Below are 24,805 nucleotides of genomic sequence, written 5' to 3'. Positions count from 1 at the left end.
CCCGCTGGCGTTGCCAGGGGCGGCGCGTGTGGGTCGCCCGCCCCGGGCCGGGTCCGGGCTTCGGGGTCCGGGGCGGAGCCCCGGTTGAGGGAAGGGGCGGGGTGGGGGAAGGCCCGCCGCAGGCGCCCCGCCCCGCCGTCCCGTTACGCCACGCCGAACTCGTACGCCTCGACCTCCGCCAGGTACCGCTCCCGCCGCTCCTCCTCGTCCTCCAGGAACGACGCCAGGAAGGAGTTCCGGGCGAGGGTCCGCAACTGTTCGGGCTCCAGCCCCAGCGCACCCCGCACCGCGTCGAAGTTGTCCCCGACGTACCCCCCGAAGTACGCCGGGTCATCCGAGTTGACCGTCGCCATCAGCCCCACCGCCAGCATCTCGCGCAGCGGGTGCTCCTCCAGGACGTCGACCGCCCGCAGCCGCACGTTCGACAGCGGGCACAGCGTCAGCGGCACCCGGTCCCGGACCAGGCGCTCCACCAGTTCCGGGTCCTCAAGGCAGCGCAGGCCGTGGTCGATGCGCTCGACACCGAGGACGTCGAGCGCCTCGCGCACGTACGCCGCCGGGCCCTCCTCGCCCGCGTGGGCGACCCGGCGCAGGCCGAGCCGCGCGGCCTCCTCGTACACCTCGCGGAACTTCGCCGGCGGGTGCCCGACCTCTGCCGAGTCCAGACCGACCCCGGTGATCCGGTCCAGATACGGCTTCGCGGCCTCCAGCGTGGCCATCGCGGACTCGGCCGACTCGTCGCGCAGGAAGCACATGATGAGCCGGGTCGAGATCCCGTGGCGCTCCTCGGCGCGGTCGAGGGCCGCGCCGAGCCCCTCCACGACCACGCCCATCGGCACACCGCGCACCGCATGCGCCTGCGGGTCGAAGAAGATCTCTGCGTGCCGCACGCCCTGCGTCGCGGCCCGCGCCAGATACGCGTCGGCGAGCTCGGTGAAGTCGTCGGCGGTGCGCAGCACCGCCATCAGGGAGTAGTAGAGGTCCAGGAAGGACTGGAGGTCGCTGAAGCGGTACGCCTCCCGCAGCGCCTCCGTGTCCGCGTACGACAGGGTGACGCCGTTGCGCTCGGCGAGGGCGAAGGCGAGCTCGGGTTCGAGGGTGCCTTCGATGTGGAGGTGCAGTTCGGCCTTGGGGACAGCCATGAAACGCTCGTTCTATCTCTTCGGTACGGAGACCCTCATCAGGTCCTGGGCAATACTCAGCTCCCCCTCGAACCCCGCCGCCCGCGCCTGCCGCTCGAACTCCCCCGGTTCGGTGTACCGCTGCGAGAAGTGCGTGAGCACCAGATGCCGTACGCCCGCGTCCCGCGCCACCGCCGCGGCCTGACCGGCCGTCAGGTGTCCGTGGTCGACGGCGAGCCGGGCGTCCTCGTCGAGGAAGGTCGACTCGATGACGAGCATGTCCGCCCCCTCGGCGAGCGCGTGCACCCCGTCGCACAGCCGGGTGTCCATGACGAACGCGAAGCGCTGCCCGCGCCGGACCTCGCTCACGTCCTCCAGCGTGACGCCGTTCAGGACGCCCTCGCGCTGGATCCGGCCGACGTCGGGGCCGGCTATGCCGTGCGCGGCGAGCCGCTCGGGAAGTATGCGGCGCCCGTCCGGCTCGGTGAGCCGGTACCCGTACGACTCCACCGGGTGGGAGAGCCGCCGAGCCTCCAGTGTGAACGTGTCGGTGACGGCGAGCGGCCCGTCGGCGCCGACCGGCGCCTCGGTCAGCTTCACCGTCTCGCGGTAGGCCGTCGCGTACCGCAGCCGCTCGAAGAAGTGCCGCCCGCTCGCCGGGTAGTGCGCGGTGACCGGGTGCGGCACCTGGTCGAGGTTGATCCGCTGGATCACCCCGGCCAGGCCGAGCGAGTGGTCGCCGTGGAAGTGCGTGACGCAGATCCGGTTCAGGTCGTGCGCCGCGACCCCGGCCCGCAGCATCTGCCGCTGGGTGCCCTCACCGGGGTCGAAGAGGATGCCCTGCCCGTCCCAGCGCAGCAGATACCCGTTGTGGTTGCGGTGCCGGGTCGGGACCTGGCTGGCCGTGCCGAGGACGACCAGTTCGCGTACGGACAAGGGAACCGACCTGCCTTATCCGGGCGGCCAGTTGAGACCGCGGCCGCCCAGCACGTGCGCGTGCGCGTGGAAGACGGTCTGGCCTGCGCCCGCGCCGGTGTTGAAGACGATACGGAAGCCGCTGCCGTCGATCTTCTCCTGCGCCGCGACCTCACCGGCCTCGCGCAGTATGTCCGCGGCGACCGTCGGCGCGGCGGCGGCGAGGGAGGCGGCGTCCGGGTAGTGCAGCCGGGGGATCACGAGGACGTGCGTGGGCGCCTGGGGGTTTATGTCGCGGAACGCGAGGGTCGTCTCCGTCTCGCGCACGATCGTCGCCGGGACCTCCCCCTCCGCGATCTTGCAGAACAGGCAGTCGCTCTGCGGCTCTCCGGCCATGGCCCGGTCCTCCTCGCCTCTGTCGATCATCGATACATGCGCATGCTATCGGGCCGCCGGAGCGGCCCGGCAGTTATCCACAGGCCGCAGCGCCAGGCCGCGGCTCCGGGCCTCGATGTCGGGCCACGGCTCTCACGACCAGCGGCCGGTCCGCCCGAGCACCAGCGCCGCGGCCGCCGTCCCCGCCGTGGACGTGCGCAGCACGCTGTGCCCGAGGCGGTACGGCCTGGCGCCCGCCTCCTCGAAGAGCGCGAGCTCCTCCGGCGACACCCCGCCCTCCGGCCCGACGACCAGGACGACCGAGCCGGTCGCGGGCAGTTCGGCGGTCGCCAGCGCACCGCTCGGGTGGTCACGGTCCTCGTGCAGGACCGCCGCGAAGGCGGCCTCCGCCAGGAACGCGGCGACCTGCTTGCCCGACATGAGCTCCGCGACCTCGGGGAACCGGGTCCGCCGGGACTGCTTCCCGGCCTCACGGGCGGTCGCCCGCCACTTGGCGAGCGCCTTCAGACCGCGGTCGCCCTTCCACTGGGTGATGCAGCGGTTCGCCGCCCACGGCACGATCGCGTCGACGCCGGTCTCCGTCATCGTCTCGACGGCGAGTTCGCCCCGGTCGCCCTTGGGGAGCGCCTGGACGACGGTGATGCGGGGCGCGGGCTCGGGGTCCTCGTGGACGGCGGTGACCTCGACGGTCAGCTGGTCCTTGCCCTCGGCGGCGGCGACCGTGCACGCGGCCCAGGCGCCCCGCCCGTCGGTGAGCACCAGCTCCTCGCCCGCGCGCAGCCGCTTCACGGACACGGCGTGCCGGCCCTCGGGCCCGTCGAGGAGGAACCCGCCGACGGCGGGCACGGCGTCGACGACGAAGACGGGTGCGGTCACGGGTGGCTCCTGGTGCTGGTGTCGGAGGGGAGGGCGAAGGTGCGTACGGTGCCGAGTTCTTCGGCCAGTTCTGCGGCGAGCAGCTCGACGAGGCGTCCGGCCGGCAGCTCGCGGGCCAGCCGGTGCCCCTGACCGGCCCACAGGGCCATCCCCTGCGGGTCCCCGGCCGTCGCCGCCGCCCTGCGCAGCGGGGCGGTGAGGTGGTGGACCTCGGGGTACGCGGCGGGGGCGTACGGCCCGTGCTCGCGCAGGAAACGGTTCACCAGGCCGCGCGCCGGGCGCCCGGAGAACGCTCTGGTCAGTTCGGTGTGCGTGAACAGCGGGTCGGTCAGGGCCCGCTTGTGCAGCGGATGCGCACCCGACTCGGGACACACCAGGAACGCCGTGCCGAGCTGCGCGGCATCGGCACCGGCCGCGAGCACGGCCGCGATCTGCCGGCCACGCATGATCCCGCCGGTCGCCACGATCGGCAGGCGCACGCTCTCGCGCACCTCGGTGAGCAGCGCGAGCAGCCCGCGCCCACGCCCGCTGCCCGTGCCGGGCGCGTCGGCCGAGTCGTCACGATACGTGCCCTGATGCCCGCCCGCCTCGATGCCCTGCACACAGATGGCGGCGGCACCGGCGCGCTCGGCGGTACGGGCGTCCGCGACCGAGGTGACGGTGACGATCGTGTACGTACCGACGCGGGCGAACGCGTCGAGCGCGTCGCGGTCGGGGCAGCCGAAGGTGAAGGACACGACGGGGACCGGGTCGTCGAGCAGGATCGCCAGCTTGGCGTCGTACGCGTCGTCCCGGCCGTGGTCGGGGTCGCCGAGCGGGGTCTCGTACCAGCTCGCCTCGCCCGCCAGCTGGTGCCGGTACACCTCGACGGCGGCCCGGTCGGCGGCCTGGCCGCCCGGCGGCATGAAGAGGTTCACCCCGAAGGGGCGCGCGGTGAGCGCGCGGACCTGCTTGATCTCCTGATAGAGCCCGCCGGCGGTCTTGTACCCGCCGGCCAGGAAGCCGAGCGCCCCGGCCTCGCACACGGCACCGACGAGCTCGGGACAGGAGGCGCCACCCGCCATGGGGGCCTGCACGATCGGAAGACGCGAGAGATCGTTCAGTGCGGTGGACATGCAGGCATCGTGTCATGCCGCCCCGACGACCCCGCAACGTGAGGGGCGCCCCACACAGAGTGCGGGACGCCCCTCACGAACGTACGCGTACGAAACCGGGCTCAGCGCCCGTTGAAGGCGTCCTTCAACCGCGAGAACAGGCCCTGCTGTCCCGGCTGCCTGTGCCGGCCCGGGGGACAACCCCCGGACCCCCGGCAGTCCGGCGCCTACCGCCCGTTGAAGGCGTCCTTCAACCGCGAGAACAGCCCCTGCTGCCCCGGCTGGAACTGGCCCTGCGGGCGTTCCTCGCCGCGCAGCTTCGACAGTTCGCGCAGCAGGCGCTCCTGTTCCGGGTCGAGCTTGGTCGGGGTCTGGACCTCGACGTGCACGATCAGGTCGCCGCGGCCGTTGCCGCGCAGGTGGGTGACGCCGCGGCCGTGCAGCGGGATCGACTGGCCGGACTGGGTGCCCGGGCGGATGTCGACGTCCTCCAGACCGTCGAGGGTCTGGAGCTGCACCTTCGTGCCGAGGGCCGCCGCCGTCATCGGCAGGGTGACCGTGCAGTGCAGGTCGTCGCCACGGCGCTGGAAGGTCTCGTGCGGGATCTCGTGGATCTCGACGTACAGGTCGCCGGCGGGGCCGCCGCCGGGGCCGACCTCGCCCTCGCCCGCGAGCTGGATCCGGGTGCCGTTGTCGACACCGGCCGGGATCTTGACGGTGAGGGTGCGGCGGGACCGGACGCGCCCGTCACCCGCGCACTCGGGGCACGGGGTCGGGACGACCGTGCCGAAGCCCTGGCACTGCGGGCAGGGGCGCGAGGTCATGACCTGGCCCAGGAAGGACCGGGTGACCTGGGAGACCTCGCCGCGGCCGCGGCACATGTCACAGGTCTGCGCGGAGGTGCCGGGCGCGGCGCCCTCGCCGGAGCAGGTGGCGCATACGACGGCCGTGTCGACCTGGATGTCCTTGGTGGTGCCGAAGGCCGCCTCGTCGAGGGTGACCTCCAGGCGGATCATCGCGTCCTGGCCGCGCCGGGTGCGCGAGCGCGGGCCGCGTTGGGACGCCGTACCGAAGAAGGCGTCCATGATGTCCGAGAAGTTCCCGAAGCCGCCCGCGCCGAAGCCACCGGCCCCCGCGCCGCCGCCGGAGGCGGACAGCGGGTCGCCGCCGAGGTCGTAGACCTGCTTCTTCTGCGGGTCCGACAGCACCTCGTAAGCGGCGTTGATCTCCTTGAACCGCTCCTGGGTCTTCGGATCCGGGTTCACGTCCGGGTGGAGCTCGCGGGCGAGTCGGCGGAAGGCCTTCTTGATCTCGTCCTGCGACGCGTCGCGGCGTACGCCCAGTACGGCGTAGTAGTCGGTGGCCACTTACGACTCCGCCAGGATCTGTCCGACGTAACGTGCCACTGCGCGTACCGCTCCCATCGTTCCGGGGTAGTCCATGCGGGTCGGTCCGACCACGCCGAGTTTGGCGACTGCCTCGCCGCCGGAACCGTAGCCGACCGAGACGACGGATGTGGACGTGAGGCCCTCATGGGCGTTCTCGTGCCCGATCCGTACGGTCATGCCGGATTCCTTTGCCTCGCCCAGGAGCTTGAGGAGCACGACCTGCTCCTCAAGGGCCTCCAGGACGGGCCTGATCGTCAGGGGGAAGTCGTGTCCGAAGCGGGTCAGATTGGCGGTGCCGCCGATCATGAGCCGCTCCTCCTGCTCCTCCACGAGGGTTTCGAGGAGGGTCGCGAGCACGGTCGAGACCGTGCCGCGGTCCTCGATCTCCTCGAAGGACTCGGGCAGGTCCTGCACCAACTGCGGCACGTCCGCGAAACGGCGGCCGACGACACGGCTGTTGAGCCGCGCCCGCAGATCGGCGAGGGAGGTCTCGCCGAACGGCGCCGGGCAGTCGACGACACGCTGCTCGACCCGGCCGGTGTCGGTGATCAGCACCAGCATCAGCCGGGCGGGCGCCAGCGCGAGCAGTTCCACGTGCCGGACCGTCGAACGGGTCAGCGACGGGTACTGCACGACGGCGACCTGCCGGGTCAGCTGCGCGAGCAGCCGCACCGTGCGGCCCACGACGTCGTCGAGGTCGACGGCGCCGTCGAGGAAGTTGTGGATCGCCCGCCGCTCGGGGGTGGACAGCGGCTTGACGCCGGCGAGCCGGTCGACGAAGAGGCGGTAGCCCTTGTCGGTGGGGATGCGGCCGGCGCTGGTGTGGGGCTGGGCGATGTAGCCCTCCTCCTCCAGGACCGCCATGTCGTTGCGGACGGTGGCGGGCGACACGCCGAGGCGGTGGCGCTCGGTCAGCGCCTTGGAGCCGACGGGCTCCTCGGTGCCGACATAGTCCTGGACGATGGCGCGCAACACCTCGAGCCTGCGTTCGCTGAGCATCGCGCGCACCTCCAGCTGTCGTTCTGTCGTTCCGGTTCCGGTTGCTCCGGTTTTGGCACTCGCCCTGTCCGAGTGCCAGCAATCCCCCGGCCAGTGTACGGCGGCGGACGTCGCTCCTGGCAAGGAGGCGGCGTCGGAGCGGCTCACGGTATTAGCGTCACGGTATGGATCACGGCAGGAACATCGACGGGGACCACTCCACAATCGACGGGGAAGACGGCATCGGCTGGGAGGAACGGGGCTGGGAGCGCCTGGGGCCCGGCGTGGGCCAGTGCAGGCTGGCGGGCTGGGACGCCACGGCGGGCCTGGTCGTCGGCCGGGACGCGGTGCTGCTGTACGACACGGGCGCCACGCTCGCGCAGGGCACCGAGCTGCACGCGGATGTGGCGGCTCTCACGGGCGGCCGCAGGGTGACACACATCGCACTCAGCCATCCGCACTTCGACCATGTGCTCGGCACGGCGGTCTTCGCCGGGGCCGAGGTGTTCGGCGCGGTGGGTGTGGACGCGCTGCTGCGGCAGGAGGCGGGGGCGCTGCGCGAGGACGCGGTACGGCAGGGGGTGGACGAGGCGGCCGCGGCGGAGGCGGCCGAGGTGCTCGTCGCGCCGAGGCACACCGTGACCGGCGAGTGGACCCTCGACCTGGGCGGCCGCCAGGTCCTCCTGGCCAACGTCGGCCCCGGCCACTCCGGCCACGACCTGGCCCTCCTGGTCCCCGTCCCGGGCGGGCGCGAGGTGGTGTTCTGCGGCGACCTGGTCGAGGAGTCCGGCGAGCCGCAGGCCGGTCCGGACGCCCTGCCGGCGCGCTGGCCCGCCGCCCTCGACCGGCTGCTCGCCCTCGGCGGGGAGGACGCGGTGTACGTGCCGGGGCACGGCGCGGCGGTGGACGCGGCGTTCGTACGGCGCCAGCGCGATGAACTGGCACGCCGCTTCGCGGTGTCGTAGCGAGTGCCGTCGCCTCGCCCGAACGAGCGGGCCACGCCCGAGAACTGACGCGTCATCGACGAGAATCGAGCCCATGCGCAGCTACAACCCGGATCTCACCCCGCCCTGGAAGCGTTCGGCGCCCGTGCCGGAGGTGCCGGCCGACCGTGACCTCGTGGTCGAGGAGGCCACGACGGGCTTCTGCGGGGCGGTGATCCGCTGCGAGGCGGGCACCGTGACCCTGGAGGACCGCTTCGGCAAGCACCGGGTCTTCCCGCTGGAGCCGCGCGGCTTCCTCCTGGAGGGCCGCCCGGTCACCCTGGTCCGCCCCTCCGGCCCGGCCCCGTCCCGGCCCGCCCGTACCGCCTCGGGCTCGATCGCCGTACCCGGCGCCCGGGCCCGGGTGGCCCGCGCGGGCCGGATCTACGTCGAGGGCCGGCACGACGCGGAACTGGTGGAACGGGTCTGGGGCGACGACCTGCGGATCGAGGGCGTGGTCGTGGAGTACCTGGAGGGCGTCGACGACCTCCCGGCCGTGGTCGCCGAGTTCGCCCCGGCCCCGGACGCCCGGCTCGGCGTCCTGGTCGACCACCTGGTGACCGGCTCCAAGGAGTCCCGCATCGCCGCCCAGGTCTCCTCCCCCGACGTCCTCGTCGTCGGCCACCCCTACATCGACATCTGGCAGGCGGTGAAACCCTCCGCCCTCGGCATCCCCTCCTGGCCCACCGTCCCCCGCGGCCAGGACTGGAAGACCGGCATCTGCCGCGCCCTGGGCTGGCCGGACAACACCGGCGCGGCCTGGCAGCACATCCTGTCCCGGGTCACCTCCTACAAGGACCTGGAACCGGAACTCCTCGGCCGGGTGGAGGAGCTGATCGATTTCGTGACGGCACCGTAGGCACGCCGGGGCCCCGGCTAGTCCACCAGGTCCCGCACCACCGCGTCCGCCAGCAGCCGGCCCCGCAGGGTCAGCACCGCCCGGCCCTGGGCGTACGGCTCCTCCGCCAGGAGCCCGTCACCGAGCGCGCGGCCGGCCGCGGCCAGGCCCGCCGGCTTGAGCAGGCCGAGCTCGGCGCCCTCGCGGAGGCGCAGCTCCAGGAGCACCCGCTCCACGCGGCGGTCCTCCTCCGTGAGGACCTCGCGTCCGGCGCCGGGGGAACGGCCTGCGGCCAGGGCGGCCGCGTACGCGCCGGGGTGCTTCGCGTTCCACCAGCGGACGCCGCCGACGTGGCTGTGGGCGCCGGGGCCGGCGCCCCACCAGTCGGCGCCGCGCCAGTAGAGCTCGTTGTGGAGGCAGCGGCCGGCGTCGGAGGTGGCCCAGTTGGAGACCTCGTACCACTGGAAGCCCGCGCCGGAGAGCACGTCCTCCGCGATCAGGTACCGGTCGGCGTGCACGTCGTCGTCGGTCATGGGTATCTCGCCGCGCCGGATGCGCCGGGCGAGCTGGGTGCCCTCCTCGACGATCAGCGCATAGGCGCTGATGTGGTCGGGTCCGGCGCCGATCGCCGCGTCGAGCGAGGCCCGCCAGTCGTCGTCGGACTCGCCGGGCGTGCCGTAGATGAGGTCGAGGTTGACGTGCTCGAAGCCGGCCGCCCGCGCCTCGCCGACGCAGGCCTCGGGCCGCCCGGGGGTGTGGGTGCGGTCGAGGACCTTCAGGACGTGCTGCCGGGCGCTCTGCATGCCGAAGGAGATCCGGTTGAAGCCGCCCTCGCGCAGCGTGGCCAGATACGCGGGGTCGACGGACTCCGGGTTGGCCTCCGTGGTCACCTCGGCGTCGTCGGCGAGCCCGAACTCGTCCCGGATCGCGCCGAGCATCGTCACGAGGTCGCCCGCGTCGAGCAGCGTGGGCGTGCCGCCGCCGACGAAGACGGTCCGCACCGGCCGCGGGTCGTCGCCGAGCACCTTGCGGGCCAGCCGTATCTCCTCGACGACCTGCCCCGCGTAGTTGTCCCGCGAGGCGAGCACCCCGCCGGCACCGCGCAGCTCGCTCGCGGTGTAGGTGTTGAAGTCGCAGTAACCGCACCGGGTGGCGCAGTACGGCACGTGCAGATAGAACCCGAGGGGTCGCTCCCCGGCACCCCGAAGGGCGTGGGCGGGCAGCGCCCCGTCCTCGGGCATGGGCTCACCATCAGGCAGTACGGAAGGCATGCAGCCATTGTCGCGTACTGCCCGACGGTCCCGCCGGTCCTGTGGATAACTCCACGCACCCGGGAAGAGCCCAGGTCAGCGGCCTGCGGCTCAGGCCTCCCGCGCCCCCGCGTACATCTCCTCGATCAGGTGCTGGTACGTCCGCTCCACCACCGGGCGCTTCATCTTCAGGCTCGGCGTGAGCTCGCCGTGCTCGACGTCGAGGTCGCGCGGCAGGAGGCGGAACTTCTTGATGGTCTGCCAGCGCTGCAGGCCCTCGTTGAGGCGGGTGACGTAGCCCTCGATGAGCTGCTCGGTCTGCGGGGCGGCGACGACCTCGGCGTACGACTTCCCGGCGAGGCCGTGCTCGGCGGCCCAGCCGAGGATGGAGGGCTCGTCGAGGGCGATGAGCGCGGTGCAGTAGTTCCGGTCGGCGCCGAGCACCACGATGTTGGAGACGAACGGGCAGACGGCCTTGAACTGGCCCTCGATCTCCGTCGGGGCGATGTACTTGCCGCCGGAGGTCTTGAACAGGTCCTTCTTGCGGTCGGTGATCCGCAGGTAGCCGTCGGCGGAGAGTTCGCCGATGTCACCGGTGTGGAACCAGCCGTCGGGCTCCAGGACCTCGGCGGTCTTCTCCGGCAGGCCGTGGTAGCCCTCCATGATGCCGGGGCTGCGCAGCAGGATCTCGCCGTCGTCGGCGATGCGCACCTCGGTGCCGGGGAGCGGCTTGCCGACGGTGCCGGTGCGGTAGGCCTCGCCGGGGTTGACGAAGGAGGCGGCGGAGGACTCCGTCAGGCCGTAGCCCTCCAGGATGTGGATGCCGGCGCCGGAGAAGAAGTAGCCGATCTCGGGGGCGAGGGCGACGGAGCCGGAGACGGCGGCGCGCAGCCGGCCGCCGAAGGCCTCGCGGAGCTTCTTGTAGACGAGCGCGTCGGCGATCTTGTGCTTGGCGGCGAGGCCGAAGGGCGCGGAGGCGGTGCCGGTGCGGCGGAAGTTGTCCTGGGTGACCTTGGCGTACTCGCGGGAGACCCCGGCGGCCCACTGGAAGATCTTGTACTTGGCGCCGCCGCCCTCGCGGGCCTTGGCCGCGACACCGTTGTAGACCTTCTCGAAGATGCGGGGGACGGCCGCCATGTAGGTGGGCTGCACGATCGGCAGATTGACGATGATCTTGTCGATACGGCCGTCGACGGCGGTGACGTGACCGACCTCGATCTGGCCGGAGGTGAGCACCTTGCCGAAGACGTGGGCGAGCGGCAGCCACAGGTACTGCACGTCGTCCTGGGTGACCAGGCCGGTGGCGGCGATGGCCTTGGCCATGTACGACCAGCTGTCGTGGCGCAGGCGCACGCCCTTGGGGCGGCCGGTGGTGCCGGAGGTGTAGATGAGGGTGGCGAGCTGGTCGGCGGTGATCGCGGCGACCCGCTCCTTGACGACCTCGGGGTGCTTCTCCAGGTACGCCTTGCCGCGGGCCTCCAGGTCGGCGAGGGTGAGCACCCACTCGTCGGTGGTGTCGACGCCCTCGGTGTCGATGACGACCACGTGGTGGAGGTGCGGCAGCTCGGCACGCCGTTCGACGGCCTTGGCGAGCTGGGCGGCGTTCTCGGCGATCAGGACGCGCGAGTCGGAGTCGGAGAGGATGAACGCCGACTCCTCGGCGTTGGTCTGCGGATAGACGGTGGTGACGGCGGCGCCGGCACACATGACGCCGAGGTCGGCGAGGATCCATTCGACCCTGGTGGCGGAGGCGAGGGCGACCCGCTCCTCGGGCTCGACGCCGAGGTCGATGAGGCCAGCGGCGATGGCGTGGACGCGTTCGGCGGCCTGGGCCCAGCTGAGCGACTTCCAGTCGTCGGGACCCTGGCCGGAGGCGGCCGGCACCGGGTAACGGTAGGCCTCGGCGTCCGGGGTCCGCTCGACGCGCTCCAGGAAGAGCGCCGCAACGGACGGCGGCCGGTTCTCGATCAGGGTCTGTGTGTCGCTCACGACGTCCTCCGGGCGGCGGCGGTGCGGTCAGGCGGGGCGTAACTAACTGGCGAGTAACCTTCGAGCGGCTTCAGAGTAGAGCGCCGGAGACTGGCACGTAAGGGCTTGCTTATAACGAACGGGTCTGTGCGCCGTCGGCGCACAGACCCGTTCGCAGCGGCACGGGCGGCTACTTCTTCGCCTTGCCCGACGCTTCGTCGCTGGAGAGGACGGCGATGAAGGCCTCCTGCGGGACCTCCACGGAGCCGACCATCTTCATCCGCTTCTTGCCTTCCTTCTGCTTCTCGAGCAGCTTCCGCTTACGGGAGATGTCACCGCCGTAGCACTTGGCGAGGACGTCCTTGCGGATGGCGCGGATGGTCTCGCGGGCGATGACCCGGGAGCCGATGGCGGCCTGGATGGGCACCTCGAAGGCCTGCCGCGGGATGAGCTCGCGCAGCTTGGCGACGAGCCGCACACCGTACGCGTACGCCGCGTCCTTGTGGGTGATCGCGGAGAAGGCGTCGACCTTGTCGCCGTGCAGCAGGATGTCGACCTTGACGAGGGAGGCGCTCTGCTCGCCGGTGGGCTCGTAGTCGAGCGAGGCGTAGCCGCGGGTCTTGGACTTCAGCTGGTCGAAGAAGTCGAAGACGATCTCGGCGAGCGGGAGGGTGTAGCGGATCTCGACCCGGTCCTCGGAGAGGTAGTCCATGCCGAGGAGGGTGCCGCGCCGGGTCTGGCACAGCTCCATGATGGAACCGATGAACTCGGCGGGCGCGAGGATCGTGGCGCGCACGACCGGCTCGTACACCTCGTCGATCTTGCCCTCGGGGAACTCGCTCGGGTTGGTGACCGTGTGCTCGCTGCGGTCCTCCATGACCACGCGGTAGACCACGTTGGGGGCCGTGGCGATCAGGTCGAGGCCGAACTCGCGCTCCAGCCGCTCGCGGATCACGTCGAGGTGGAGCAGGCCGAGGAAGCCCACGCGGAAACCGAAGCCGAGGGCCGCGGAGGTCTCGGGCTCGTACACCAGTGCGGCATCGTTGAGCTGGAGCTTGTCGAGGGCGTCGCGCAGCTCGGGGTAGTCCGAGCCGTCCAGCGGGTAGAGGCCCGAGAACACCATCGGCTTCGGGTCCTTGTAGCCGCCGAGCGCCTCCTCGGCGCCCTTGGACTGGGAGGTGATCGTGTCACCGACCTTGGACTGGCGGACGTCCTTCACACCGGTGATGAGGTAGCCCACCTCGCCGACGCCGAGGCCGTCGGCCGGCAGCATCTCGGGCGAGTTGGTGCCGATCTCCAGGAGCTCGTGGGTGGCGCCGGTCGACATCATCCTGATGCGCTCGCGCTTGTTGAGCTGGCCGTCGACGACCCGGACGTAGGTGACGACACCGCGGTAGGAGTCGTAGACCGAGTCGAAGATCATCGCGCGGGCCGGGGCGTCGGCGTTGCCGACGGGGGCCGGGATGTCCCGGACGACGCGGTCGAGCAGCGCCTCGACGCCCAGGCCGGTCTTGGCGGAGACCTTGAGGACGTCCTCGGGCTGGCAGCCGATGAGGTTGGCGAGCTCCTCGGCGAACTTCTCCGGCTGGGCGGCCGGCAGGTCGATCTTGTTGAGCACCGGAACGATGGTGAGGTCGTTCTCCATCGCCAGATAGAGGTTCGCCAGCGTCTGCGCCTCGATGCCCTGGGCGGCGTCCACCAGCAGGATCGTGCCCTCGCAGGCGGCGAGCGAACGCGAGACCTCGTAGGTGAAGTCGACGTGCCCCGGCGTGTCGATCATGTTCAGGATGTGCGTCCGGCCCTGCTCCGGCCCCTCGGTGGGGGCCCAGGGCAGACGGACCGCCTGGGACTTGATCGTGATGCCGCGCTCACGCTCGATGTCCATCCGGTCGAGATACTGGGCGCGCATCTGCCGCTGGTCGACCACGCCGGTCAGCTGGAGCATCCGGTCGGCAAGCGTCGACTTGCCGTGGTCGATGTGCGCGATGATGCAGAAATTGCGGATCAGAGCCGGGTCGGTACGGCTCGGCTCGGGCACGTTGGTAGGAGTCGCGGGCACGCAGGGTTCTCGTCTCGGGCGATGTTCAGAACGGATACGTAGGCTCCATGGTCCCATGACTGCGGGCGGGTGCTCGGTTTGGGCGGTGTGGAGAGCGGCTGATATCGTGGACGGCTGTGTCTCGTGTGCCCTCTCAGCTGCGTGGCACATCCTGAAGAAACATCGAACCTGTAAAGGCTCTTTTCGTGGCGAACATCAAGTCCCAGATCAAGCGGAACAAGACCAACGAGAAGGCGCGCCTGCGCAACAAGGCCGTCAAGTCGTCGCTCAAGACCGCGATCCGCAAGGCCCGTGAGGCTGTCGCCGCCGGCGACCTCGAGAAGGCCACCGTTGCCGCTCGCGAGGCGTCGCGGAAGCTCGACAAGGCCGTCTCGAAGGGTGTCATCCACAAGAACGCCGCCGCCAACAAGAAGTCGGCGCTGGCCACCAAGGTTGCCACCCTCCAGGGCTGAGCTCTCTGATGTGACCGGCCGTACGGGACTCCAGCGGGCCCTCTAACCGCTCCCGACGGCCACCACGGCCTCGTACGCGAGACGCGTTCGCCACGCGTGTACGGGCCACCTCATGCAACACACCACAGGCCCCGCCGTTCTCCTTCCCCAGGAGGCCGGCGGGGCCTGCGGCTTTCCCAGGCCTCTGGCACGTCCAGGTGTACGAGGCGGGCCGGGCGAGTGCGTCAGGGGCGGCGCATACGGGCGGCGCGGGCGATCGTGACGACCGCCTTCTCCAGGGCGTACTCGGGGTCGTCGCCGCCGCCCTTGACGCCGGCGTCGGCCTCGGCGACCGCGCGCAGGGCGATGGAGACGCCGTCGGGGGTCCAGCCGCGCATCTGCTGGCGGACCCGGTCGATCTTCCAGGGCGGCATGCCGAGCTCGCGGGCGAGGTCGGCGGGGCGGCCGCCGCGGGCCGAGGACAGCTTGCCGATGGCCCGGACGCCCTGGGCGAGCGCGCTGGTGATCAGGACGGGCGCGACGCCGGTCGACAGGGACCAGCGCAGGGCCTCCAGGGCCTCCGCGGCACGGCCCTCGACGGCGCGGTCGGCGACTGTGAAGGACGAGGCCTCGGCGCGGCCCGTGTAGTAGCGCCCGACGACCGCCTCGTCGATGGTGCCGTCGACGTCCGCGGTCAGCTGCGCCGCGGCGGAGGCCAGCTCCCGCAGGTCGCTGCCGATGGCATCGACGAGCGCCTGGCAGGCCTCGGGCGTGGCCGAGCGGCCGAGGGTGCGGAACTCCTGCCGGACGAAGGTGAGCCGCTCGGCGGGCTTGGTGGTCTTGGGGCAGGCCACCTCGCGGGCGCCGGCCTTGCGGGCGGCGTCGAGGAGTCCCTTGCCCTTGGCGCCGCCGGCGTGCAGCACCACGAGGGTGATCTCCTCGGCCGGGTGGTCGAGGTAGGCCTTGATCTCCTTGATGGTGTCGGCCGGCAGGTCCTGCGCGTTCCGCATGACCAGGACCTTGCGCTCGGCGAACAGCGAGGGGCTGGTCAGCTCCGCGAGCGCACCGGGCTGGAGCTGCTCGGGGGCGAGGTCGCGCACGTCCGTGTCGGCGTCGGCGGCCCGGGCGGCCGCCACCACCTCGCGGACGGCTCGGTCGAGCAGCAGGTCCTCCTGGCCCACGGCGAGCGTGACGGGGGCGAGGAGATCGTCGGGGGAAGACTTCTTGGTGGCCATCGCGGTCAAGGATCCCACGCGCCACCGACAGTCCGGCCGTGGTCGAGAATGTGCGCGTGAGCGATGTGAGACACGTACTGGTGCTGCCCGACCGCGACGCGGCCGAGGAGGTCGCGCGGGAGCTGCCGGACCGCTTCGGCGTGGCCGAGGAGCCGCAGCTCGTCCGGGACGCCCTGGCGGGCGAGGACGACGCGGAGGACGCCCAGTGGCTCGTCGTGGTCGAGGACCCGCAGGGCCGCCTCGACCCGGCGGCCCTGGACGAGCTGGCCGCCGAGTACGAGGGCTGGCTGGAGGGCCCGTAGAGCCGCCCTGAGCCTCACAGGGACGTCGGCATCGACGCGGCGCCGGGATGGCGCGCTGGGCGTGCGCGGGGACCGGCTGCTTTTCGGGCGCCTCGGGAACCTCGGGCAGTTCACGCAGCGGCGACGGCAGTTGAGAGGGGTCACCGGCCGGGCTCGCCCGGGAGCGTGCGGGCCGTCAGCCCGGCACCCGTCCCGCTCACCGCGATGGCCCCGTCCCGGTCCGTGCTCAGCACCCGCGCCCCGCCCGCCCGCAGCGCCGCCACCGTCAGTGGTGACGGATGGCCGTACGGGTTGTCCCGCCCCGCCGACACCAGCGCGAGCCGCGGCCGCACCGCCCGTATCAGCCCCGGGTCCTGCCGCGCCGAGCCATGGTGCGCGACCTTCAGGACATCCACCGGAGCCAGACCCGGATACGCGCGGGCCAACAACCGCTGGGACGGCGGTTCGAGGTCCCCGAGCAGCAGCAGGCTCACCCCGCCGGCGGTCCGCGCCAGCAGGGCGACACTGGCGTCGTTCGGCCCGGCCTCCACCGGCATCGGGCCCGCCCCCGGCCACAGCACCGTCCACTCCAGCGGCCCCAGTCGGCGCCGCTCCCCCGCCACGGCCCGCACCAGCGGCACCCCCGCCGCGCGTGCCGTGCGCCGCACGAAGTCCGCCTGTTCCGGCGGCTCCTCCAGGCTGGTCGTCTGGATCGCCCCCACCGCCCGCCCACGCAGCACACCCGGCAGACCGGCCACATGGTCCGCGTGGAAGTGGGTGAGCACCAGGAGCGGGATCCGGCGCACCCCCAGGTCCCTCAGACACCGGTCGACCGGCGCCGGATCCGGTCCGGCGTCCACCACGACGGCGGTGTCCCCGCCGGTCGCCAGCACCGTCGCGTCACCCTGTCCGACCTGGCACATCGCGAACACCCACCCCGGCGGCGGCCAGCCCGTGACCAGCCGGACCAGTGGCGGCGGCCGCACCACCGCGAGGAGCAGCAGCACCGCGCAGCCCACTCCGAGCCAGCGGCGCCCCGACAGCCGCCGCACGGCCAGGAGGACAAGACCGGTCAGCAGGGCAAGCAGCAGTCCGCCCCACCAGCCCTCCGGCCAGGACACCTCCGCCCCGGGCAGCTCCGCCCCGGTCCGGGCCACCTTCGCGATCCACCCGGCGGGCACCCCAGCACACCAGGCCACCGCCTGCGCCGCCCCCGGCCACACCGGCGCGAGCGCAAGCGCCAGGAACCCCAGGACCGTGGCCGGGGCCACCGCCGGCTCGGCGAGCAGGTTCGCGGGCACCGCGACCAGACTCACCCGGGCCGCGAACACCACCACGACCGGCGCGCACACCGCCTGCGCCGCCAGCGTCGCGGCCAGCGCCTCCGCGATCCGGTCCGGCACCCGGCGGCGCCGCAGCGCCTCGCTCCAGCGCGGGGCGACGGTGAGCAGCGCGCCGGTGGCCAGGACCGAGAGCAGGAAGCCGTAACTCCGCGCCAGCCACGGGTCGTAGAGGACCAGGACAAGGACCGCCGCGGCCAGCGCCGGGATCAGTGAGCGCCGCCGTCCGGTCGCGACGGCGAGCAGCGTGACCAGCCCGCAGGCCGCCGCCCGCAGCACGCTCGGATCGGGCCGGCACACCACCACGAACGCCAGCGTGAGCCCACCTCCGGTCAGCGCCGTGGCACGCAGCGGGAGACCGATCCGGGGAGCAAGACCGCCCCGCTCGACCAGCTGCGCGGTCCCCGGCCGGCCGATGAGCAGCAGCAGGACGACGGTCAGATTCGATCCGGAGACGGCAAGGAGGTGAGTCAGATCGGTGGCCTCGAAGGCCTCCTTCAGCTCGGGCCCGACCCGGGAGGTGTCACCGACCACCAGGCCCGGCAACAGCGCCCGGGCATCGGACGCCAGCCCCTCCGTCGCCCGCCTCAGCCCGGCCCGCAACCCACCCGCCGTGCGCTGGAGCGCACTGGGCGGGCCGGTGATCCGCGGCGGCCCGCCGCCGTCGGCCCGCAGCACCGCCGCGTACGGATCACCGGGACGGACCGGGACGCCCAGCCGGCCCGACACCCGCAACCGGGTCGACGGCAGCAGCGCCAGCCACGCCCCACGTCCTTCCCCCGCCGTCACCAGGACCAGGACCGGCGCCCGGGTCCGGTGCGCCGCGCCGTCCCTCGCCTCGACCCGTGTCACCTCGCCCTCCACGACCACGGTCACCGGAGCGGCCCGGCTTCCGCGGACCTTCGGCGAGGTGAGCCGGGGGTCGGCGGTGACCGTCAGCTCTGCCGTCACCCGGGCCTCGGTACGGGCGACTCCGGGCACCGGTCCCCGCCGCAGGTCTGCCGCGTGCAGTCCGGCGGACGCCGCACCCGCCGCCGTGCAGAGCAGCACCGCCGCGCAGGCCGTCGCCCGCGGCCCCCGCCGGGCGGCCGGGACCAGAAGCAACCCCGCGCCGGCAAGACAGAGCAGCACACCGGCGACCGTCCACCAGCCGGCCACGCCCACCGCGAGGGCCGCCCCGCCCCAGGCGGCGAGGGCCGGCGGCACCAGCCGCAGATCCGCCGGCCCCTCGTCCCGGGCCGGCGCGGCCTGGGACGACGCGGTATCGGGCGGTGCCGCACGCAGGCCCGCGCTCACGGCCGGACCAGCGGCGCGAGGTCCGCGAACCGGCGCGCGCCGATCCCGTTGACGTCCCGCAGCTCGGCGACCGAGCGGAACCCGCCGTGCTCCACGCGGTGTTCCACGATGTGCCGGGCGAGGACCGGGCCCACCCCGGGCAGTGCGTCGAGCTGTTCCACGGTCGCCGTGTTCAGGCTCAGCGGACTCACCGCGCCCGGTGCACCCGACGCTGCCGCGGGAGCACCCGCCGCCGCGACACCCGCCGCCCCGCCGGCCGTGGCCGGCAGCCCGACCACGACCTGCTCGCCGTCCATCAGCACCCGGGCCCGGTTGAGGCCCGTCAGGTCCGTGCCCGGCCGGATGCCGCCCGCCGCGCGGAGGGCGTCGGTGACCCGTGAGCCCGCGGGCAGGGTGAACACCCCGGGCCTGAGCACCTTGCCGCCGACATCCACCACGACCACCGCCGCCGCGCTCGGGGCCGTGACCGTGCCCACCTCTGTCGGCGGGGGCGCGGCAGCCCCCGGGGCCGCCGGCCGGATCTCGGGCAGCGGCCGGGCCGCCGCGACCACCTCGGGTGCCCTGATCTGCTGCGGCCGCCCCGCCCAGAAGTACGCTCCCGCGCCGCCGGCGGCGACCACGAGGACCACGGCGAGCGCGGCCAGCGGGCGCCGTTCGAGCCCGCACCGGGACTGCACCCACAGCGGCATCCGGTCCCGCACCGCGAGCCGGAGCATCTCCCCGCGCCGCAAGGGCGGTTGAGGTCCGGCCCGCTCCCGCTCGGCGGCCTCGGGCTCCGTCGAGGGCGCCACCGACGGCGGTAACGGCGCGGCGGGCGGCCCGGGCGCCGGTGGCGGTGGCGGTGGCGGTGGCGGTGCCAATGGGATTACCGGTGGCGGAGCCGGTGGGGCGCTCGGTGGGAACAGGGCCTCGCCCCGGCGCCGTCCCGCCGTCGGGGACGTGACCGCGCCGGCCGCGCGGCGCCGCCGGGTCCCGGTGCTCGCGGGCCTGATCCTGGCCCTGCCATCCGAGCCGGGTGCCCGGCCCGGCCCGCTGGTGGGCCCGTTACGACGTGATGCGATGTGTGTGCGAAGAGTCATGACATCGACGGTAGGGCGCCCGCGGACCCCGCAGCCGGGGCAGACCGATTTCCGTGGACAACCGCCGAGTTGTGGAAAACTCCGTCACCCGCACGGGGGATGGCGTCAGCGCGGCGAGACGACGACCGCGAGGAGACCCGGCCCGGTGTGCGCGCCGATGACCGCGCCGACCTCGGTGACCTGGAGGTCCTCGACGGCCGGGAGACGCTCGCGCAGCCGCTCGGCGAGCGCCGCGGCCCGCTCAGGCGCAGACAGGTGGTGCACGGCGATGTCGACGGCCCCGGCGCCGGCCCGCTCGACCGCGATCTCTTCGAGGCGAGCGATCGCCTTGGACGCCGTGCGCACCTTCTCGCGCAGCTCGATCCGCCCACCCTCGAGTTCGAGCAGCGGCTTCACGGCCAGCGCGGAGCCGAGGAGCGCCTGCGCGGCGCCGATCCGCCCGCCGCGACGCAGATAGTCGAGGGTGTCGACATAGAAGAAGGCGGAGGTGCCGGACGCCCGCTTCTCGGCGGCGGCGACGGCCTCGTCGAGCGAGCCGCCCGCGTCGGCGACCTCCGCCGCCGCGAGGGCGCAGAAGCCGAGGGCCATGCCCACCATGCGGGTGTCGACGACCCGTACGGGCACGGGGGCGTCCTTGGCGGCGAGCACGGCCGCGTCGTAGGTGCCGGAGATCTCGCCGGAGAGGTGGAGGGAGACGACGCCCTGCGCGCCCGCCTCGGCGGCGGCCCGGTAGGTGGCCGCGAAGACCTCGGGCGCGGGCCGGGAGGTGGTCACCAGACGGCGCTTGTGCAGGGCCTCCGCCAGCGAGCGGGCAGAGATCTCGGTCCCCTCCTCCAGCGCGCGGTCGCCGATGACGACGGTGAGCGGGACGGCTGTGATGGCGTGCCGCTCCATCGCCTGAAGTGGCAGGTAGGCCGTGGAATCGGTGACGATCGCGACATGCCGGGACATGAGCGGGAGGTTACCCGGAGGGGCCGCCGCACGGCAGCCCGGGCCCCGGCACGGGCATCACCCGGCCCGCGACCCACACGGAATCCGCCTGCCGTCCGCACGAACAGGCACCTTCACGACGCCGGAGACACCCCTCCGGCAGGCGGCCGGGAGGCCGGCGTGAAGAGCCGTGAGCCGCAGCCTCAGGTCGTGGTCTCCGGACGGGTCGACTTCTCCCACGGGTAGGCCGTGCGACGCGGGTCCGGCCCCGTGATCGCCTGCGGCTGCCCGGCGGGACCGGCCGGTCCCGTCTCCGCGCCCGGCCAGGTCTGTCCCTGCTCGGCTCCGGCCGCCGGAGCCCCGGCCGCCGGCCACCCCTGCCCCTGACCGCCCCGGCTCCGCCCCTGGCTCTGGTTCTGGCCATGGTTCTGGCCGGTCGCCGTCTCCCCGGTTGTGTCCGCGCTGGTCCAGTGGCGCAGGGCACCCGCCTCCACGTCGATCTGGGCGCTCAGCGAGGACAGGTCGTCCTCGGCGAACTTGCGGGCGCGGTCGCGGGCGGCGAAGCGCAGCGCGTCGGCGGAGTGGGTGATCTGCTCGGTGCGCCTGCGCAGCTCGGGCAGCTGGGCCGCGACATGGGCCCGGTCCGGCTCGCGCTCCAGCCGCTTGAGGTCCTCGTCGAGCTCGCGCCCGTGCGCGCTCAGCCGCTGGAAGAGGTCCAGGGACTCCTTGAGCGAGGCGTCCTCGGCGACTCCGGCGTGCAGGGACTCCTGGGTGGCGCGCATCGAGGTGCGCAGCGAGAGCCGCAGCTGGGCCAGCTCGCTCGCGACGCCGGTCTGGCCGAAACTCTTGGCGCGCAGCGTGGTGTCCTCGACCGTGCGCCGGGCCTGGTCGATGGTGCGGTCGACGCCGCGCTTGGCCGCCTTGGCGACCTTCACCGTGGCGTAGATCCCGAGCGCCACGAAGGCGACGAACAACAGCGCCATGATCGTGATCGCGGCTTCCATGAGCGTCGCCCCTCCGGCCTGGAATGTGGTTCTTCCACGGTAAACGGAGGGGGCAGGCCGGTGGTTCCGAACGAACCCCCAACCTGCCCCCACCGCTCCCCTAGGGGACGGCCCGGAACAGCGGCCGACGGTGTCAGCCGGCGACGATGTTGACCAGCTTCGGCGCGCGGACAATCACCTTGCGGATCTGTGCGCCGCCCAGCGCCGCGACGACGTGGGCGTCACCCAGGGCCAGCGCCTCAAGCTCGGCGTCGGTGATCGACGGGGAGACCTCCAGGCGGGCCTTGACCTTGCCCTTGATCTGCACGACGCAGGTCACGGTCTCGTCCACGACGTAGGCCGGATCCGCGACCGGGAAGTCCTGGTGGACGACGGAGTCGGCGTGGCCCAGGCGGTGCCACAGCTCCTCGGCGATGTGCGGGGCCAGCGGGGCGATCAGGCGCACCAGCTGCTCGGCGACCGGGCGGGACACCGTGCCACCGGACTTGGTCAGGTGGTTGTTCAGCTCGGTGATCTTGGCGATGGCGGTGTTGAAGCGCATCGCCGCCATGTCCTGGGCGACCCCGTCGATGGCCTTGTTCAGGGCGCGCAGGGTGTCCTCGTCGGCGGCCTCGCCGACGACGGTGACCTCGCCGGTCGTCTCGTCGACGATGTTGCGCCACAGACGCTGCAGCAGACGGTACTGGCCGACGACGGCGCGGGTGTCCCACGGGCGGGAGACGTCCAGCGGGCCCATGGCCATCTCGTACAGGCGCAGGGTGTCGGCGCCGTACTCGGTGCAGATCTCGTCGGGGGTGACCGCGTTCTTCAGGGACTTGCCCATCTTGCCCAGGACGCGGCTGACCTTCTCGCCCTCGTACCAGTAGGCGCCGTCGCGCTCCTCGACCTCGGCGGCCGGGACGGCGATGCCGCGGGAGTCCCGGTAGACGAAGGCCTGGATCATGCCCTGGTTGTACAGCTTGTGGAAGGGCTCGGCCGAGGAGATGTGGCCCAGGTCGAACAGGATCTTGGACCAGAAGCGGGCGTACAGCAGGTGCAGCACGGCGTGCTCGGCGCCGCCGACGTACAGGTCGACGCCACCGGTGGGCATGCCCTCGCGCGGGCCCATCCAGTACTGCTCGATGGCCGGGTCGACCAGCTTCTGGTCGTTGTGCGGGTCCAGGTAGCGCAGCTCGTACCAGCAGGAACCGGCCCAGTTGGGCATGGTGTTGGTCTCGCGGCGGTACTTCTTGGGGCCGTCGCCCAGGTCCAGGGTGACGTTGACCCAGTCCTCGTTGCGGGACAGCGGGGTCTCCGGCTGGGTGTCCGCGTCGTCCGGGTCGAAGGTGCGCGGCGAGTAGTCCTCGACCTCCGGCAGCTCCAGCGGCAGCATGGACTCGGGCAGCGGGTGGGCGATGCCGGCCTCGTCGTAGACGATCGGGAAGGGCTCGCCCCAGTAGCGCTGCCGGCTGAACAGCCAGTCGCGCAGGCGGAAGTTGACGGTGCCCTCGCCGATGCCGCGGTCGGTCAGCCAGGCGGTGATCCGCTCCTTGGCCTCCACGACGCCCAGGCCGTCCAGCACCACTTCCTCGTTGGAGGAGTTGATCAGCTTCGCCTCGTACGAGGCGAAGGCGTCGTCCCACGCCGACGGGTCGGTGCCACGCTCGTCGCTCGGCTCGACGACGCAGCGCATCGGCAGCTCGAAGGCGCGCGCGAAGGCGAAGTCGCGGGTGTCGTGCGCCGGGACGGCCATGATGGCGCCGGTGCCGTAGCCCATCAGGACGTAGTCGGCGATGAAGACGGGGACCTGCTCGCCGCTGACCGGGTTGGTCGCGTACGCGCCGGTGAAGACGCCGGTCTTGTCCTTGGCCTCGGCCTGCCGCTCCACGTCGGACTTGGCGGCGGCCTGCTTGCGGTAGGCGTCGACGGCCTCGGCCGGGGTGGCGTGGCCGCCGGTCCACACGTCGTGGGTGCCCTCGGGCCAGACGGCCGGGACGATCTTCTCGACCAGGTCGTGCTCGGGGGCCAGCACCATGTAGGTGGCGCCGAACAGGGTGTCCTGACGGGTGGTGAAGACGGTGATCGCACCGGTGTCGCCGACCTGGAAGTCGACCCGCGCGCCCTCGGAGCGGCCGATCCAGTTGCGCTGCTGCAGCTTGATGGCCTCGGGCCAGTCCAGGCCGTCCAGGTCGTCGAGCAGGCGGTCCGCGTAGGCGGTGATGCGCATGTTCCACTGGCGCAGCTTGGCCTTGAAGACGGGGAAGTTGCCGCGTTCGGAGCGTCCGTCGGCGGTGACCTCCTCGTTGGCCAGGACGGTGCCCAGGCCGGGGCACCAGTTGACCGGGGCGTCGGAGGCGTACGCCAGGCGGTACTCGCCCAGGACGTCGGCGCGCTCGACGGCGCTCAACTCGCTCCACGTGCGCGCGGAGCCGGGGATCTCACGGGTGCCGTTCTCGAACTGCTCGACCAGCTCGGCGATCGGGCGGGCCTTCCGGGCCTCGGTGTCGTACCAGGAGTTGAAGATCTGCAGGAAGATCCACTGGGTCCACTTGTAGTACTCCGGGTCGATCGTGGCGAACGACCGGCGCTTGTCGTGGCCCAGGCCCAGCCGACGCAGCTGGACCTTCATGTTCTCCATGTTGGCCTCGGTCGACACACGGGGGTGCGTGCCGGTCTGCACCGCGTACTGCTCGGCGGGCAGGCCGAAGGCGTCGAAGCCCAGGGTGTGCAGGACGTTGTGGCCGGTCATGCGCGCGTGGCGGGCGAAGACGTCGGTGGCGATGTAGCCCAGAGGGTGACCGACGTGCAGGCCCGCACCCGACGGGTACGGGAACATGTCCATGATGAACTTCTTGGGGCGGGCCGCGAGGGCCGCGTCCCCGGCCAGGTCACCGCTGGGGTTCGGGGCCTCGTAGGTGCCCTCGGCGTCCCAGGCGTCCTGCCAGCGTGCCTCGATGTCGGCGGCCAGGGCCGCCGTGTAGCGATGCGGGGCCGCCGTCTCGGCAGCCGTGTTGATCTCGGTCATGATCCTTGAAGCTCCATCGATCGTCTCTGCCCACTGCCAGCACTGCCACGAAATGAAAAATCCCCTCGCACAGGAGGGGACGCCGCGCCGATGCCGACCGGATCTTCATCCGTCGGGACTGATCAGCGCGGCTCGCTAAGCAGAAGGCGTACGGCACGCATGGCGTCAGGGTACCGCAGGGCCCGATCGGGCCGCACCGGCGTTCCGGGGACCGGTACCGGAGAACGAAGAAGCGGGGGGGGGGGTTACGTGGGGCCGGCATTGTTTTTTTTTGTTATTAGTTATTTAAATATAATAAAAAAGAAATTCAAAATATGGAGAAATCAAAAAATTTTTATA

20 protein-coding genes are annotated in these 24,805 nt (G+C 72.4%); 4 read left to right on the top strand and 16 right to left on the bottom strand.

Translation table 11 applies throughout. The annotated features are described in order from the left end of the window. Positions 1-143 precede the first annotated feature (143 nt). From AB0C73_RS35475 to hrcA, 7 genes are all read right to left on the bottom strand, one after another. Positions 144-1,142: an adenosine deaminase gene (locus AB0C73_RS35475; protein WP_362537983.1), complete on the bottom strand. Its 999-nt coding sequence runs from the start codon at positions 1,140-1,142 to the stop codon at positions 144-146. A 12-nt stretch (positions 1,143-1,154) separates the two neighbouring features. Next, the gene (locus AB0C73_RS35470; RefSeq protein ID WP_362537981.1) at positions 1,155-2,057 is read right to left on the bottom strand and encodes a ribonuclease Z; all 903 of its coding nucleotides are present in this window, start codon (positions 2,055-2,057) and stop codon (positions 1,155-1,157) included. A 15-nt stretch (positions 2,058-2,072) separates the two neighbouring features. Then, positions 2,073-2,432 (bottom strand): histidine triad nucleotide-binding protein, encoded by a 360-nt coding sequence (locus tag AB0C73_RS35465; protein ID WP_362537985.1) that lies wholly within the window; start codon positions 2,430-2,432, stop codon positions 2,073-2,075. A gap of 132 nt (positions 2,433-2,564) precedes the next feature. Next, entirely contained in the window at positions 2,565-3,308 is a 744-nt protein-coding gene (locus AB0C73_RS35460) for a 16S rRNA (uracil(1498)-N(3))-methyltransferase (protein ID WP_362537979.1), read from the bottom strand. After that, positions 3,305-4,423, bottom strand: coding sequence for a nitronate monooxygenase (locus AB0C73_RS35455; RefSeq protein ID WP_362537977.1), 1,119 nt, complete (start codon positions 4,421-4,423; stop codon positions 3,305-3,307). Before AB0C73_RS35455 ends, AB0C73_RS35460 begins: the two co-directional genes overlap by 4 nt. Before the next feature lie 206 nt (positions 4,424-4,629). Then, entirely contained in the window at positions 4,630-5,769 is a 1,140-nt protein-coding gene (gene dnaJ / locus AB0C73_RS35450; protein ID WP_362537975.1) for a molecular chaperone DnaJ, read from the bottom strand. Next, positions 5,770-6,789 (bottom strand): heat-inducible transcriptional repressor HrcA, encoded by a 1,020-nt coding sequence (gene hrcA / locus AB0C73_RS35445; RefSeq protein WP_362537974.1) that lies wholly within the window; start codon positions 6,787-6,789, stop codon positions 5,770-5,772. It lies immediately after the preceding gene. Positions 6,790-6,953: 164 nt separating this feature from the next. Between hrcA and AB0C73_RS35440 the strand changes: the two genes are divergently transcribed. After that, the gene (locus AB0C73_RS35440) at positions 6,954-7,733 is read left to right on the top strand and encodes an MBL fold metallo-hydrolase (protein ID WP_362537972.1); all 780 of its coding nucleotides are present in this window, start codon (positions 6,954-6,956) and stop codon (positions 7,731-7,733) included. A 73-nt stretch (positions 7,734-7,806) separates the two neighbouring features. After that, a complete protein-coding gene (locus AB0C73_RS35435; RefSeq protein WP_362537970.1) occupies positions 7,807-8,610 on the top strand; it encodes a DUF3097 domain-containing protein in 804 nt (267 codons plus the stop codon). 17 nt (positions 8,611-8,627) lie between these two features. Here the strand turns inward: AB0C73_RS35435 and hemW are convergent, their stop codons facing one another. From hemW to lepA, 3 genes are all read right to left on the bottom strand, one after another. Continuing rightward, positions 8,628-9,860 (bottom strand): radical SAM family heme chaperone HemW, encoded by a 1,233-nt coding sequence (gene hemW / locus AB0C73_RS35430; protein WP_362537968.1) that lies wholly within the window; start codon positions 9,858-9,860, stop codon positions 8,628-8,630. Positions 9,861-9,950: 90 nt separating this feature from the next. Further along, complete coding sequence (locus tag AB0C73_RS35425; RefSeq protein ID WP_362537966.1) at positions 9,951-11,828, bottom strand: long-chain fatty acid--CoA ligase; 1,878 nt, start codon at positions 11,826-11,828, stop codon at positions 9,951-9,953. Between the two features lie 169 nt (positions 11,829-11,997). Continuing rightward, positions 11,998-13,866, bottom strand: a complete 1,869-nt coding sequence (gene lepA / locus AB0C73_RS35420; RefSeq protein WP_362537964.1) for a translation elongation factor 4 — start codon at positions 13,864-13,866, stop codon at positions 11,998-12,000. Between the two features lie 185 nt (positions 13,867-14,051). Here lepA and rpsT point away from each other — a divergent pair, with 185 nt between their 5' ends. After that, on the top strand, positions 14,052-14,318 hold the full coding sequence (gene rpsT / locus AB0C73_RS35415) for a 30S ribosomal protein S20 (protein WP_362537962.1): 267 nt from the start codon (positions 14,052-14,054) through the stop codon (positions 14,316-14,318). Positions 14,319-14,542: 224 nt separating this feature from the next. On the opposite strand, the gene holA is transcribed toward rpsT, so the two are convergent. Continuing rightward, entirely contained in the window at positions 14,543-15,532 is a 990-nt protein-coding gene (gene holA / locus AB0C73_RS35410; protein WP_362537960.1) for a DNA polymerase III subunit delta, read from the bottom strand. A gap of 56 nt (positions 15,533-15,588) precedes the next feature. Here holA and AB0C73_RS35405 point away from each other — a divergent pair, with 56 nt between their 5' ends. Next, positions 15,589-15,834, top strand: coding sequence for a hypothetical protein (locus AB0C73_RS35405; protein WP_362537958.1), 246 nt, complete (start codon positions 15,589-15,591; stop codon positions 15,832-15,834). Positions 15,835-15,974: 140 nt separating this feature from the next. Here the strand turns inward: AB0C73_RS35405 and AB0C73_RS35400 are convergent, their stop codons facing one another. From AB0C73_RS35400 to leuS, 5 genes are all read right to left on the bottom strand, one after another. Beyond that, on the bottom strand, positions 15,975-18,449 hold the full coding sequence (locus tag AB0C73_RS35400; RefSeq protein ID WP_362537956.1) for a ComEC/Rec2 family competence protein: 2,475 nt from the start codon (positions 18,447-18,449) through the stop codon (positions 15,975-15,977). Further along, a complete protein-coding gene (locus AB0C73_RS35395) occupies positions 18,446-19,240 on the bottom strand; it encodes a ComEA family DNA-binding protein (RefSeq protein WP_362537954.1) in 795 nt (264 codons plus the stop codon). Before AB0C73_RS35395 ends, AB0C73_RS35400 begins: the two co-directional genes overlap by 4 nt. A gap of 393 nt (positions 19,241-19,633) precedes the next feature. Then, complete coding sequence (locus tag AB0C73_RS35390) at positions 19,634-20,479, bottom strand: DegV family protein (RefSeq protein WP_362537952.1); 846 nt, start codon at positions 20,477-20,479, stop codon at positions 19,634-19,636. Between the two features lie 182 nt (positions 20,480-20,661). Beyond that, positions 20,662-21,462 carry a hypothetical protein gene (locus tag AB0C73_RS35385; protein ID WP_362537950.1) on the bottom strand — a complete coding sequence of 267 codons (801 nt, stop codon included), beginning with the start codon at positions 21,460-21,462 and terminating at the stop codon, positions 20,662-20,664. A gap of 133 nt (positions 21,463-21,595) precedes the next feature. Beyond that, the gene (gene leuS / locus AB0C73_RS35380) at positions 21,596-24,466 is read right to left on the bottom strand and encodes a leucine--tRNA ligase (RefSeq protein ID WP_362537948.1); all 2,871 of its coding nucleotides are present in this window, start codon (positions 24,464-24,466) and stop codon (positions 21,596-21,598) included. Between the last annotated feature and the right edge of the window lie 339 nt (positions 24,467-24,805).

Origin of the sequence: Streptomyces sp. NPDC048623 (genome assembly GCF_040650755.1) — a bacterium.
Lineage (GTDB): Bacteria > Actinomycetota > Actinomycetes > Streptomycetales > Streptomycetaceae > Streptomyces.
Note: the sequence above shows the minus strand (reverse complement) of the source record. Positions and strands in the feature narration are given on the sequence as shown.